Consider the following 12,758-nt stretch of genomic DNA (forward strand, 5'->3'; position numbering starts at 1 on the left):
CTGAAAGAGTCCTAGTCGTTGGACTCTTCGCCTTCGGCCTCACCGTCTTCGCCCTCAGAGGCCTCGGTGGCTTCGCCGTCTTCGCCCTCTTCGCCTTCGACGTCATCTTCTTCGTCTTCGACAGCGGCGCGTGCGCCGGCCACGGTGGCGATGGTGAAGTCGCGATCATCGATCGTCGGCTTGATGCCTTCCGGCAGGGTGACGTCGGAAATGTGAACGGAATCACCAATCTCCAGACCGGAGATATCGACCTCAATCGATTCCGGAATGGAGCCTGCCGGGCAGGACAGCTCGACAGAGTGACGCACCACGTTCAGGGCACCCCCGCGCTTGAGACCTGGCGACTTGTCTTCGCCCAGGAAGACCACCGAAACCTCAACGTCGATGACGGAGTCGGCGTCAACACGGAACAGATCGACATGCAGCGGGAAATCCGTCACCGGATCGAACTGAACGTCTTTCGGGATCACAGATTGCTTTTCGCCATCATGCTCGAGCGTGACCATGTTCGACAGGAATTTGCCGGAATGGATCGCTTTGCGCAGCACGTTTTCACGGATCGCGATGGAAACGGGGCCAAGCTTGCCGCCATAAAGCGTGCCGGGCACGAAACCTTCGCGGCGCGCAGCGCGAGCCGGACCGGTGCCGGTATTGTCGCGAACGGAAACGGGAAGAACGATGTCGCTCATCGGTCTGATCCTTAAAACAAGAAAGGCCGCGTCGATGCGGCCAATCGGGGCCGTGCCCCAAGCCAGTTGAATTCGAGCGGCGGCATATAGCCGATCAGTTAAGGGCGCGCAACCGCCAGAGGCGAGGATTCACAGCGGTGCAATCGGTCAATCAAACAGTTTGGAGACCGACTCTTCATTGGCGATCCGGCGGATCGCTTCGCCGAGGAGCGGCGCAATCGAGATTTGCCGGATTTTCTTGGCTTTCAAAGCGTCTTCACTGACCGCAATGGAATCGGTGATGACGATTTCGGACAATTCGGAGGTTTCGATGCGCTCGACCGCTTTGCCCGACAGAACACCGTGGGTGACATAGGCAGCAACACTGGTCGCGCCATGTTCTTTCAGCTTTGCCGCCGCATTGCACAGCGTGCCGCCCGAATCGCAGATATCGTCAAAGATAATGCAATCGCGGCCGTCGACCTCGCCGATGATGTTCATTACTTCTGACTGGCCCGGCTTGGGCCGGCGTTTATCGACGATGGCAATGTCTGCACCGATGCGGCTCGCCAGCGCGCGGGCGCGCACCACACCGCCCACATCCGGTGAGACAATCATCAGTTTCGACGTGTCGTAATTGCGCGTCAGATCGTCTTCGAACACCGGTGTAACGAACAGATTATCCGTCGGGATGTCGAAAAAGCCCTGGATCTGCCCGGCATGGAGATCCAGCGTTAAAACGCGATCCGCGCCGGCTTCAGAAATCAAATTGGCCACCAGCTTGGCCGTAATGGGCGTCCGGCCACCGGTTTTGCGGTCCTGCCGCGCATAACCGAAATACGGGATAACCGCAGTGATCCGCTTGGCACTCGCACGTTTCAGCGCGTCGATGCAGATCAACAGCTCCATGATGTAGTCATTCGCCGGTTTTGACGTCGACTGGATCAGAAAAATGTCTTCGCCACGGATATTCTCGGCAATGCGGACGAAAATTTCGCCATCAGCAAACCGTTCGATATGACAATCTGTCAGGGGGGCGTCGATATAATCGCCGATTGATTGGGCCAGAGGCTCGTTCGATGTTCCCGAAACGAGTTTCAGAGGGGTCCGTCCCGCCATCGGTCCGCCTTATGTTTGCCGCGCCTGCGCGAGGCCATACCAAAGCTACGGCGATTCTTGAACCGCAAAATCATCCGTTGGCGGTAAATCCCGGCGGTTTTGGCAGGCCGGGTGTGGATAAGGTCACGACCTGGAACAATTCACCCATCTGATCCGGCTCTATCAGGCGCATCAGCTGGCGCGCGATGCGGCCTTTTTGATCGGGCTTGGCTTGCAGCAGGGTCGCCGCCCGCATCTCGATGCCAAGCGCTTTCAGGAAAGTGCCTTGCGAGACCGGTCCTGAGGCTTCAAGGCCCGCCGTGCCGGCGAAATGCGTCAGCTGTTCAAAATCCACCCGTGCGGTGAGATCGGCCGTGCCGGGCGCGTCCAGCGGATCGGTCTTTTGATGCTGGCGGATCGCCTGAAACGTATCACCGGGCTCGCTACTCGCAGGGCCATAATCGATAAACAGGGCACGGCCGGGCTGATCCGCAAAGCGGTTGGCCAGAGCCTCCACCACTTGCTGGTCACCCGGCCGGAACTCTACCAGCGTGCCATCAGGCAGATCACGAAGGCGCTGCGGGATCAGATCCGCTTCAACGCCAAGTGCGGGCCCCATGACGAACTGGAAGCCGCCGTCCTCATTGAGGCCTACCAGCCGCTCATTCCAGCGGTCGCCCTGCTTGACGGCCTGACGCACCGGCAGACAGTCGAGGAATTCATTACCCAGGATGATGGCCGGGCCAGCGGGCACGTTTTCAATCCGGTTTACCCAGCTGGCTTGCACGCCCATCGGCGTCAGCGTCTGGCCCTGGACCATTTTCAGCGCCGCGCTGGCTTCTATCAGCGTAATCTGCGCGGCCTCGAGAAACCCCGGAATGGCGCGGCCGGCGCGGACAATATCCGACATCATCTGCCCGGTGCCGGGACCCAGCTCAACGAGCTGAAAGGATTTGGGTTGGCCCATATCCATCCAGACTTGCGCGCTCCAAAGCCCGATCAGCTCGCCAAACATCTGGCTGATCGCTGGCGCGGTGATGAAATCCTCGCCCGCCCCGATCGGGTTTTTGGTGGCGTAATAGCCCTCCATCGGATCAAACATCGCCTCGGTCATAAAAGCGGCGATGGAGATCGGCCCGCCATTGCGGATCCGTTCGGCAATCTTGTCGGCAATCGGCATGGGCTTATGCGTCAGCAGCCTTGGTCGGGGCAGGGGCTGGATCATTCTTCAGCGCGCGATGGATTAGCCAACCACCCGCGATAATCATCGGCAAGGACAGCAGCATGCCCATGGTGATATAGCCGCGCAGGGCTTCGGGCATGTGCGAATCCGGCTCACGCACCGTTTCCATCAAAGCGCGCGAGACACCGTAGATGAACAGGAAGAGGCCGGTGTTCAGGCCGGGCCGTGCCAGCGAGCGGAACTGCCAGGTGGCGATATTCACCACGACGAAAATCAAAACGCCCTCCAGCGCTGCCTGATAAAGCTGGCTGGGATGGCGCAGGGCACACAGAGGATCATTCGCAAACCGCATCGCCCAGGGCACATCCGAAACACGTCCCCAGAGCTCGCCATTGATGAAGTTTGCCATCCGGCCAAAGAAGAGCCCGATGGGGGCGACGACCGCCGCAGCATCTGCGATCTGCCAGAGATCGAGTTTTCGGGCGCGGGCGGTGAAAAACAGCGCAATGGCCACACCGATCAGCCCGCCATGAAAGGCCATGCCGCCTTCGGTAATGCCGGTGATTACCCAGAGCGGGCGCTCCCAGATCGCGTCGGTCTGGTAAAACAGCACATAGCCCAGACGCCCGCCGCCAATGACGCCAATGGTCGCCCACAAAAGCAGATCATCGACGTCTTCCACGGTAAACGGAGAGCCTTTCGGCTTGGCGCCTTTCGGCACCCAGAGGCGCGGACGGCGCGCCAGTGCCACCACATATCGCCAGCCCAGCAATAGCCCGGCGATATACGCCATTGCATACCAGCGGACGTCGAAGCTCCACCCCTCACGGATGATATCCAGCGGGATGGAGAAGATCACCTCGTCCAGCAGCTGGAAAGTCGATTGACATGCTCCGATCATGAAATGTCCTGCGCTGGCCTGCCACATTGCAAAGGAGGTTCTGAAATCGCATATACCGGGCCGTATGGAAAGAAGGCCACAACATGCAAACCCGTAATCCGCTGCTGAATGACATCGCTGATCTGATGACCGACGCCTTTTCGGCGGCTCAGGCTGCCGGTGAAGAAGCCCAGACCGTCTTCCGCGCTCAGGCTGATAAAGCGGTCTCGCGCATGGATATGGTCAGTCGCGAAGAGTTTGAGGCCGTTAAAGCGACGGCCCAGGCCGCTCGCGATGAAGCCGATGCCTTGAAAACCCGCCTTGAAGCCTTGGAAAAGGCGATGACCCAGCCCGCCAAAAAAGCTCCAGTGCACAAAACTGCGACCCGCAAGGCGGCTGCGGCGAAAGCCAGTCCCGCCAAGTCCAGCGCAGCAAAGAAACCGGCCCGGAAATCCACAGCCAAGTCCAGTGGAACAACGGCGAAGCGCCAGTAATCCACGGCTCCCCGCTTCTGCGGGGATTGCAAGGCTTTCAAAACACACAATAGGCTTGCCTCAGGTGCCGGGCGATTCGAATACATCGCGGCGCTCACAGGAATTGCGGAGCCATCCGCGCAAAAAGAGTATCAGCGCATGGAATTAGCGACTGAAGATCACGTCATCGAAACCGATCCGCTTGACGCTGTTGAGCAGGCGGTGATCGCCGAACAGCTGCCGTATGAGCGCGACGAGATGGGGGAGTTGCATCTCTCGGCGCCGGGGGCCTGGCGCGATCATCAGATTTGGTTCGCCTGGCGGCCCGATCATGAAGCCATCCATATCTGCGCCAGCCTCGAGCTGAAAACGCCGAAGGCGCGCTTCCGCGAGGTTTGCGAACTGACCGCCCGGCTGAATGAAAAGCTCTGGTACGGGCATTTCGATGTCTGGGAAGAAGATGGCGGCGTGGTCTGGCGTCATGGCGTGCCCTTGCCGCCGGGTGAAACGCTTTCAGCGGCTCAGGCCGGCATGTTGATCGCCGCCGCCCGTGAGGCAGGCGAACGCTTCTATCCCGCCTTCCAGTTCCTCGTCTGGGGCGGGAAGACGGTTGAAGAAGCGGCGCAATCGGCGATGTTCGAAACCATCGGCGAGGCGTAAGCGCTTGACGCTGGATGGCCGCATAGCCCTCATTGGCGCGGGACGTATGGGAACCGCCATGGCGGCGGGCTGGCTGCGTGGGCGGAAAGGCTTGCCAGCCGACCAGTTGCTGGTTGTTGATCCCTCGCCGTCTGATGAGGCCGCGGCTTTCTTAAAGGAGAAGGGTCTCAAGCGCGTCGATGAGATCGGCCCGCGCATGGCGAGCGACATCTCCCTTGCCGTGCTGGCGGTAAAACCGCAGGTCTTCCCGGAAGCGGCCGCATCGCTCTCAACCGTCCTGAGTGAAGACTGCGCCATTGTCTCGGTGATGGCCGGAGTGACCATCCGCACCATGGAAGAGGCGCTGGGCGAACGCCCGGTCATCCGCGCCATGCCAAACACGCCCGCTGCGATCGGGCAGGGCATCATTGTCGCCAACGCCAATGCCGCCGGTGAGGCCTGGACCGGCACCGCTGAAAAACTGCTCAAAGTGGGCGGCAGCGTGGAATGGGTTGGCGATGAACGCATGCTGGATGCGGTCACTGCGGTTTCGGGATCCGGCCCCGCCTACTTCTTCCTGCTGGCTGAAGCGCTGGCGGGCGCCGGCGAGGCAGAAGGCCTGCCGCGCGAACTGGCCGAGAAACTGGCGATGGAAACCCTGATCGGGGCCGGAGCCCTGTTGAAGGCGTCCGGCCTGACCCCGCAGGAGCTCCGCCGGCAGGTCACGTCTCCGGGCGGCACCACACAGGCGGCACTGGATGTGATGATGGGCGGCAGTGCGCTGCCGGAACTCATGCGCCGGGCGGTCAATGCCGCAGAACGCCGGGCGCGTCAGCTCAGCGATCCGAACCGGGGCTAACCCCCTTTCGACACATCCCGCCCGCGGCGCATCAGGTGCTCGCCGCCATCGACCAGGATGGTTTCCCCGGTCATGGCCGGGCTGGCGAGGATGAAGCGCACGGCGCGGACAATGTCTTCGGGCGTGGAGCCGCCCTGCATGGGATTGTCGACATGCAGCCGGTGGAATTCCGCCTCGCTCATCTCCGGAGCAGGCAGGGTGAGGCCTGGAGAGATTCCAACAACGCGCAGGCGCGGGGCGAATTGCATCGCCATGGTTTCGGTCGCGGTGGCCAGTCCGGATTTGGCGAGCGTGTAGCTGAAATGATCCGGGTTTAGATTAGAGAGCTTCTGATCCAGTAGATTGATAACGCAGCCGGAATTGCGCTGTGTATGGCTTTCCGCCACGACAGAGGCAAGGAGCGCCGGGGCGATCAGATTGATAGTGAGGATGCGCTGCATCTCACCGGCATCGAGCGCATCGGCACTGTCATAATCAAACACCGAGGCGGAGTTCACCAGTACATCAATAGGCCCCAACCCGCGCACCAGCGTGGCCAGCGTATCGACGTCTGACAGATCAAACTGCACGGCTTCCGCTTCACCACCGGCTGCGCGAATCCGGTCTACTGTTTCGCCCGCTTCATCGGCGGACCGATTGAAGTGAACCCAGACTTTCAGCCCGTCTTCGGCGAGCGCCTTGGCGATGGCTGCGCCCAGACGCTTGCCAGCACCGGTAACCAGCGCGATTTTATACCCCATGAAAGCCTCCCGGCCCGAACGTCCCCCCACTGTCGCGGAAGATACCGCAGCGCCCCCGGAAGAGGGCACCACAGGCCTGTCCGGACCGGAGGTGATTGCATCTTACGTCAAGCGGCTGCCAGCGAAACCCGGCGTCTACCGCATGTATGGCGAAGATGGCGGCATTCTTTATGTCGGCAAGGCCAAGAACCTGAAAAACCGGGTGACGAGCTATGCCAAGGGGGGCGGGCATAACAATCGCATCGCGATGATGATCGCGCTGACGCGCTCGATGGAATTCGTGGTTACAGAGACCGAAACCGAAGCGCTCTTGCTTGAAGCCAATCTCATCAAGCGTTTAAAGCCGCGCTATAATGTGCTGCTGCGGGATGACAAATCCTTCCCTTACATCCTGATCCGCACCGACCATGATGCACCGCAAATCCGCAAGCATCGCGGCGCGCGCAAAGTGAAGGGCATGTATTTTGGCCCCTTTGCCAGCGCGGGCGCGGTGAATGCCACATTGAACACACTGCAAAAGGCTTTCCTGTTACGCACCTGTACCGACAGCGTCTATGAGGGCCGCACGCGCCCTTGCATGCTTTTCCAGATCAAGCGCTGCGCCGGGCCGTGCGTCGACCTGGTCTCGAAAGACGATTATCAGGAACTCGTCGATGAAGCCGAAGCCTTCCTGCGGGGCCGCTCCAATGCGCTGCGCGAGGAACTAAGCCAGAAAATGGCGGAAGCCTCCGAGGCGCTGGACTTTGAAGGCGCGGCCAGGCTGAGAGACCGCATTCGCGCTATTGCCGCCGTCACAACCGATCAGGGCATCAACCCGGATGGCGTCGAAGAAGCCGACATTGTGGCGCTGGCTCAGGAAGGCGGGAAGTCCTGTGTGCAGGTCTTTTTCTACCGGGCGGGCCAGAACTGGGGCAATCAAAGCTTCTTCCCGCGCCATGAGACGGATGCCGAACCGGCAGAAATTCTCGCGGCTTTCCTGGCGCAATTCTATGATGACCGGCCCGCACCGGCGCTGATCTTGACCTCGCACTCAATTGAAGAAGCCGAACTGATCGGCGAGGCGCTGACCCTGCGTGCCAGCCGGAAGGTCACGGTCACCGCCCCGCAGCGCGGTGAAAAGCGTAAGCTGGTGCAGCGCACGGCATCAAATGCCCGCGAAGCTCTGGGCCGCCGCCTGTCGGAAAGCGCCACACAGGCCAAGCTTCTGTCGGGCGTCGCAAAGGTCTTCAAGCTGGAAGAACCACCGCAGCGGATCGAGGTTTATGACAACTCCCACATTCAGGGGTCAAACGCGTTGGGCGCGATGATTGTCGCCGGACCGGAAGGTTTCTCCAAAACCCATTACCGCCGCTTCAACATGAAGGGCGATGATGCCGCCACCAATGACGACTTTGCCATGATGGCGGCCATGCTGCGCCGGCGTTTCTCGCGGCTTTTGAAAGAACGCGAGGAGGGCGCTCCGGTACCTGATCTGGTGTTGATCGATGGCGGCAAGGGCCAACTGTCGTCTGCGCTGGACGTGATGGAAGAACTCGGCATCACCGACATTCCCATCGCAGCCATCGCCAAAGGCCCGGAACGCGATGCGGGGCGGGAAGCTTTTTACGTGCCCGGTCGCGCGCCTTTCAAACTGCCGATGAATGATCCGGTGCTGTATTATCTTCAGCGCCTTCGCGATGAAGCGCATCGTTTTGCTATTGGCGGCCACCGCGCCAAGCGGCAGAAAGCGATGCGGGAAAACCCGCTCGATTCCATTCCCGGGATTGGTCCCTCGCGCAAGAAAGCCTTGCTGGCTCATTTCGGCTCTGCCAAGGCGGTAGAGCGCGCCGCGCTGGCGGATCTTGAGGGCGTGGAGGGCGTGTCCGCGGCCATGGCCAAACGCATTCATGACTGGTTTCAGCAATGATGTTTAACCTGCCAAATATCCTCTCTCTCTTCCGCCTGATCGCCGGGCCGATTGGCGCGTTAATGCTGTGGGCGGCTTTTATGTCCGACACGAATGAAGAAGCGACCCGCTGGTGGAGCTATGCGCTCGCCTTTTTTATAGCCGGGGGTGTTTCGGATTTTCTGGATGGCTGGCTGGCGCGCCGGATGAACCAGGTTTCGGCTTTTGGCGCGATCATTGATCCTATCGCCGACAAGGTCTTCGTTGCCAGCTTCCTGATTGCGATGGGAATCTGGACGGGTCTGGCGCTCGCGAGCTACGCCATCGCCGCGATAATTGCGCGGGACGTTGTGATCACCTTTGTGCGGTTTTCCCGTCTTGGACGAGAAGACGTGCCGCTGCCGGTCTCCTTTGCCGCCAAGTTCAAGACGGCGTTCGAAATGGGCGCGATTGGCTGGTATTTCGCCTTGGCCATCCTGCCGGGCGGGAATCAGCCCTGGGCGCTGGAGGTCTGGCTGTGGATGCTGTGGCTGGCTGCAGCATTGAGCCTCTATACCGGGCTCACCTATCTTTGGGGCATCCGCAAGACTTCGTCGGGATAAGTGATCTGCCGCATCTGTGCTAAGCGGCTAAGACAGCGCCGCATCCAACGGCGAGGAAGACCATGACCGATCCGTCCGAAACCCACATTCTGGTCGTCGATGATGACGACCGCATCCGCGATCTGCTGAAGCGTTTCCTGGAACAGCGCAGCTTTCGCGTTTCTGTCGCGGAAGATGCCGCGAAAGCGCAGGGCAAGATGCGGTCGATGGAGTTCGATCTGATTGTGCTGGATGTGATGATGCCGGGCATGGACGGGTTCGAACTGACCCAGGCGGTCCGTGAAACTCGCGAAACGCCCATCCTTTTGCTGACCGCGCGCGGCGAGGCCGAGGACCGCATCAAAGGGCTGTCGCTGGGCGCCGATGATTATCTCGCCAAACCGTTCGAGCCGGAAGAGCTGGTCCTGCGGATCAATTCGATCCTGCGCCGTATGCGTCCGTCGGCGACCGAACCCCGCAAAGTGCGGTTTGGCGGGTTCGAATTCGATATTTCCAACGGGGCGCTCAACAACGGGGCGGATCGTGTGCGCCTGACCGGCGGAGAAGAAACCCTGCTCAAAGCCCTCGCCCGGACGGTTGGCGAAACGGTTTCGCGATACGATCTGTCCGAACTCACCGGCGGGGGCGAACGCGCGGTCGATGTCCAGATGACGCGCCTGCGCCGGAAAATCGAGCTTGACCCCCGCCAGCCGGTTTATTTGCAGACCATTCGCGGAGAGGGATATAAGCTGATTGCTGATGCCATCTTCGAGGATTAGGGCGTAAACGCTTGGGGCCATTGAAAAGATATCTGCCGAAAAGCCTGTTTGGCCGATCCCTTCTGATTTTCGTGGTTCCCGTCGCGGTGATGCAGGGGCTGATCGCCTGGGCGTTTTTCGAACAACATTGGGAAACCGTCACGCAGCGCCTGTCAGAAGGTGTGGCCGGTGATGTGGCGATGATGACCGAGCTGTTTGAACAGGGCGGCGAGAATGACCAGGTCTTCGAAGACCTCGCCAATGCGGCTTATCGCAATATGCAGCTCTCGGTCGATTTCCGCGAAGGTGAGCTCTTACCCACCAGCCGGCGGTCGTCCTTTTTCCGGACGCTGGACCGGACCCTGCGGCGCTCCCTCACGGCGTCTCTGGACAATGACATCTGGTTCGATACCACGCGCTATCCCGCCTATGTGGACATTCGTGTTCAGACCGAAACCGGCGTGTTGCGATTTATCGCTGTACGCGAGCGGGTGTTCGCCACGACCGGGCATATCTTCCTGCTCTGGTTGTTTGGCGCAACCGCGCTGTTAAGCCTTGTTTCCGTGATCTTCATCCGTAATCAGGTCAAGCCGATCCGCCGCCTGTCAGAAGCCGCCACCCTGTTTGGCCGCGGTCAGGATGCTGACGGGTTCAAACCGGCCGGCGCGCGTGAAGTGCGCGAGGCGGCTCATGCCTTTATCGATATGCGCCAGCGCATCACCCGCCATCTGGAACAGCGCACCTCGCTGCTGGCGGGGGTCAGCCATGATCTGCGCACGCCTTTGACGCGGCTGAAATTGCAACTGGCGATGATGCCCGGCGGGCAGGAACGCGAGGATGCGCAAAAAGACCTCGCCGAGATGGAACACATGCTGGAGGAATATCTGGCTTTTGCGCGCGGTCAGGTCAGCGAGGAGACCGTCGAAGCCGATATCTCGGCCCTTGTGGAAGAACAGGTGGAAGCCGCCCGCCGGTCTGATCCGGACATTGCGTTGAGCGCCGATCCGGGCATTCACGCCAATGTCCGGCCAGGCGTCTTGAAGCGCGGCATCGGCAATCTGATTGCCAATGCCTGCGCTTATGGTTCGAAATGCGAAGTGTCCGTGCGCAGTGGCCATCGCCGGCTGGAAATCATCGTCGATGATAATGGTCCGGGCATTCCCGCCGCGCAGCGCGAGGAAGCCTTCAAGCCTTTTTCGCGGCTGGATGAGGCCCGCAATATGAACCGCGAAGGGGTGGGGCTGGGCCTGGCGATTGCGCGCGATGTCGCGCGGGGCCATGGCGGCGAGGTGGAACTCGGCGATAGCCCGCTGGGCGGTTTGCGCGCGGTCATGCGATTACCGCTGGCGCAACAGACAGCGGACGGCTGATCACAAGCGATCTTGGTAAAAGTGGGCACCGGTTTTGCGGTTCGGGATCGCGGCGAACAAGAGCGATCCCAGCAAAAGTGTTGAGCGGTTTTGCGGTTCGGGATCGCGGCGAACAAGAGCGATCCCAGCAAATGTGTTGAGCGGTTTTTGCGCTTCGGGATCGCGGTCAGAAAAAAGTGTGCGCTCCCGGGTCGGGTCGCACCATATCTTCCGCTTCAAGGAGGGGTGAGAGTAGCTGCGGCACCGAAAACCGTATGCCAGCCCCTGCGAGGGAGGGTGGAGCCAGCGTGGGCACCGGCACCGCAGCCGGGAGCGCACGAGTGGACCATCGCAAAACCACGCTGAACGCCATCTGACTGCAATCGACTTTGTTTGGCCGCGTGTGCGGCATGAATATGGCAGCTGAATCCCGTACAGTTTTTCGCGCTTCACGCGAGTGCAGCACAGATCATTCGCGATTCAGGCTTTGTCTTGCGGTTAACTTGTGCTTAACTGCGCTATCTGCGCCGGGGGGCTTGATGACGCATAAGGAAATTCAGGAATGAAGACATATATCTTGGCCGCGGCAGCTTTCGGGCTTGCCGCTAGCGGTGCCGCTTTTGCCGATGGCATGGACAATGCGATGGGCAATACGGTGCGCATAATCGTCAATGATGCCGGTCAGGGCTTTGACGTGTTTTTCGAAACCGATGGCAGCTATTCCGACAGCCTCGGCCGGTCCGGCGCCACCTGGGCGTTTGACGAACAGCTCTGTGTTACCCCACCGGCGGAGTCCGGCGGCGACACGACCTGTGGCCCCTGGAATGAAGATCTGGCTGCGGGCGGCAGCTGGGAAACGACCGGCTGGTCCCAGGATGGGTCCAGCATCACGATTTCTATCCTTGAAGGACGCGGCCACGAAGCGCCGACCCCTCCGACGCCTCCGGCTGAATAATCCGCACCACAAAACCTTCGGGGATAATGAGACGGCCGGCCGGAAGGCTGGCCGTTTTCATTTCCGCTTCCGGAGGTCCCCATGAAACGCCCCGAACTGACCCGAATTCACGCCGCGATGGCCCGCAAGGGCTATATAATTTTTTCCAATCCAGCCGGGTTCGATCTTAACATTATCGGCGTCCGTTCAGCCAATCCGCGCGCCAATGCCTTCGATGACTGGCTGACCGTCAGCTACATCGATGCGGCTGATGGCGCCTGGGTTATCCATGCATTTGCGGCAACGACCGATCCGGGCCTGACCCATCTTCAGAACCTCTCCCATCCTGATGGCACCGCCGTGCTGAAAGAGGGGCAATACCGGGGGTCCCACCAGATCGCAACGCACCGCGGTCGCTATCAGGCGCTTTGCCAGGTCCCGGGCTATCAGTTGGCCGTCTACCGCGACGCCAATTATGATGATCAGGTTGACCAGGTTCCCGATCAGATTTTCACCAATGCCACGGGAATAAACCTCCACCGTGCCAGCCGGACCCGGCGCTCTACGACGGTCGATCGCTGGTCAGCGGGGTGTCAGGTGATTGCCGATCCGACGGATTTCGAAATTCTCATGACGCTCGCCCGGCGCGCGAAACACATTTACGGAAATCGCTTTACGTATACGCTTCTGGGTGAAACCGATCTGTGAGCG

The 12,758-nt window shown here is 60.4% G+C and carries 14 protein-coding genes; 9 read left to right on the forward strand and 5 right to left on the reverse strand.

Going from position 1 to position 12,758, the window contains the following annotated elements; genetic code table 11:
- Positions 1-11 precede the first annotated feature (11 nt).
- From ACO079_RS13260 to lgt, 4 genes are all read right to left on the reverse strand, one after another.
- Complete coding sequence (locus tag ACO079_RS13260; protein ID WP_421790711.1) at positions 12-689, reverse strand: 50S ribosomal protein L25/general stress protein Ctc; 678 nt, start codon at positions 687-689, stop codon at positions 12-14.
- 147 nt (positions 690-836) lie between these two features.
- A complete protein-coding gene (locus ACO079_RS13265) occupies positions 837-1,769 on the reverse strand; it encodes a ribose-phosphate pyrophosphokinase (protein ID WP_421792967.1) in 933 nt (310 codons plus the stop codon).
- Between the two features lie 88 nt (positions 1,770-1,857).
- Positions 1,858-2,946 (reverse strand): class I SAM-dependent methyltransferase, encoded by a 1,089-nt coding sequence (locus tag ACO079_RS13270; protein ID WP_421790712.1) that lies wholly within the window; start codon positions 2,944-2,946, stop codon positions 1,858-1,860.
- A 4-nt stretch (positions 2,947-2,950) separates the two neighbouring features.
- Positions 2,951-3,850, reverse strand: a complete 900-nt coding sequence (gene lgt, locus ACO079_RS13275; RefSeq protein WP_421790713.1) for a prolipoprotein diacylglyceryl transferase — start codon at positions 3,848-3,850, stop codon at positions 2,951-2,953.
- 83 nt (positions 3,851-3,933) lie between these two features.
- On the opposite strand from lgt, the gene ACO079_RS13280 reads away from it, so the two are divergent.
- The 3 genes from ACO079_RS13280 to proC all read left to right on the forward strand — a co-directional run bounded on the left by ACO079_RS13280 (position 3,934) and on the right by proC (position 5,800).
- Positions 3,934-4,323: an accessory factor UbiK family protein gene (locus tag ACO079_RS13280; protein ID WP_421790714.1), complete on the forward strand. Its 390-nt coding sequence runs from the start codon at positions 3,934-3,936 to the stop codon at positions 4,321-4,323.
- Between the two features lie 138 nt (positions 4,324-4,461).
- Positions 4,462-4,962 carry a YbjN domain-containing protein gene (locus ACO079_RS13285; protein WP_421790715.1) on the forward strand — a complete coding sequence of 167 codons (501 nt, stop codon included), beginning with the start codon at positions 4,462-4,464 and terminating at the stop codon, positions 4,960-4,962.
- Between the two features lie 46 nt (positions 4,963-5,008).
- A complete protein-coding gene (gene proC, locus ACO079_RS13290) occupies positions 5,009-5,800 on the forward strand; it encodes a pyrroline-5-carboxylate reductase (protein ID WP_421792969.1) in 792 nt (263 codons plus the stop codon).
- On the opposite strand, the gene ACO079_RS13295 is transcribed toward proC, so the two are convergent.
- Positions 5,797-6,540 (reverse strand): SDR family NAD(P)-dependent oxidoreductase, encoded by a 744-nt coding sequence (locus tag ACO079_RS13295; RefSeq protein ID WP_421790716.1) that lies wholly within the window; start codon positions 6,538-6,540, stop codon positions 5,797-5,799. The genes proC and ACO079_RS13295 overlap by 4 nt on opposite strands.
- Between ACO079_RS13295 and uvrC the strand changes: the two genes are divergently transcribed.
- The 6 genes from uvrC (at position 6,539) to ACO079_RS13325 (ending at position 12,755) form a co-directional block, all read left to right on the forward strand.
- Complete coding sequence (uvrC, locus tag ACO079_RS13300) at positions 6,539-8,446, forward strand: excinuclease ABC subunit UvrC (protein WP_421790717.1); 1,908 nt, start codon at positions 6,539-6,541, stop codon at positions 8,444-8,446. The genes ACO079_RS13295 and uvrC overlap by 2 nt on opposite strands.
- Positions 8,443-9,027, forward strand: a complete 585-nt coding sequence (gene pgsA / locus ACO079_RS13305; protein WP_421790718.1) for a CDP-diacylglycerol--glycerol-3-phosphate 3-phosphatidyltransferase — start codon at positions 8,443-8,445, stop codon at positions 9,025-9,027. The genes uvrC and pgsA overlap by 4 nt, the downstream gene beginning before the upstream one ends.
- Before the next feature lie 62 nt (positions 9,028-9,089).
- Positions 9,090-9,785 carry a response regulator gene (locus ACO079_RS13310; RefSeq protein WP_421790719.1) on the forward strand — a complete coding sequence of 232 codons (696 nt, stop codon included), beginning with the start codon at positions 9,090-9,092 and terminating at the stop codon, positions 9,783-9,785.
- A gap of 11 nt (positions 9,786-9,796) precedes the next feature.
- Positions 9,797-11,134, forward strand: coding sequence for an ATP-binding protein (locus tag ACO079_RS13315; protein WP_421790720.1), 1,338 nt, complete (start codon positions 9,797-9,799; stop codon positions 11,132-11,134).
- Positions 11,135-11,675: 541 nt separating this feature from the next.
- Positions 11,676-12,068 (forward strand): hypothetical protein, encoded by a 393-nt coding sequence (locus tag ACO079_RS13320; protein WP_421790721.1) that lies wholly within the window; start codon positions 11,676-11,678, stop codon positions 12,066-12,068.
- Between the two features lie 81 nt (positions 12,069-12,149).
- A complete protein-coding gene (locus ACO079_RS13325) occupies positions 12,150-12,755 on the forward strand; it encodes a hypothetical protein (RefSeq protein ID WP_421790722.1) in 606 nt (201 codons plus the stop codon).
- Positions 12,756-12,758: the final 3 nt, after the last annotated feature.

The organism is Hyphobacterium sp. (genome assembly GCF_965228115.1).
Lineage (GTDB): Bacteria > Pseudomonadota > Alphaproteobacteria > Caulobacterales > Maricaulaceae > Hyphobacterium.

Bases quoted from the DNA above. Each gene is read 5' to 3' on its own strand.
- ACO079_RS13260 (WP_421790711.1), bottom strand. From the start codon at position 689: ATGAGCGACATCGTTCTTCCCGTTTCCGTTCGCGACAATACCGGCACC.
- ACO079_RS13270 (WP_421790712.1), bottom strand. From the start codon at position 2,946: ATGCCGATTGCCGACAAGATTGCCGAACGGATCCGCAATGGCGGGCCG.
- lgt (WP_421790713.1), bottom strand. From the start codon at position 3,850: ATGATCGGAGCATGTCAATCGACTTTCCAGCTGCTGGACGAGGTGATC.
- ACO079_RS13280 (WP_421790714.1), top strand. From the start codon at position 3,934: ATGCAAACCCGTAATCCGCTGCTGAATGACATCGCTGATCTGATGACC.
- ACO079_RS13285 (WP_421790715.1), top strand. From the start codon at position 4,462: ATGGAATTAGCGACTGAAGATCACGTCATCGAAACCGATCCGCTTGAC.
- proC (WP_421792969.1), top strand. From the start codon at position 5,009: ATGGGAACCGCCATGGCGGCGGGCTGGCTGCGTGGGCGGAAAGGCTTG.
- uvrC (WP_421790717.1), top strand. From the start codon at position 6,539: ATGAAAGCCTCCCGGCCCGAACGTCCCCCCACTGTCGCGGAAGATACC.
- ACO079_RS13295 (WP_421790716.1), bottom strand. From the start codon at position 6,540: ATGGGGTATAAAATCGCGCTGGTTACCGGTGCTGGCAAGCGTCTGGGC.
- pgsA (WP_421790718.1), top strand. From the start codon at position 8,443: ATGATGTTTAACCTGCCAAATATCCTCTCTCTCTTCCGCCTGATCGCC.
- ACO079_RS13310 (WP_421790719.1), top strand. From the start codon at position 9,090: ATGACCGATCCGTCCGAAACCCACATTCTGGTCGTCGATGATGACGAC.
- ACO079_RS13320 (WP_421790721.1), top strand. From the start codon at position 11,676: ATGAAGACATATATCTTGGCCGCGGCAGCTTTCGGGCTTGCCGCTAGC.
- ACO079_RS13325 (WP_421790722.1), top strand. From the start codon at position 12,150: ATGAAACGCCCCGAACTGACCCGAATTCACGCCGCGATGGCCCGCAAG.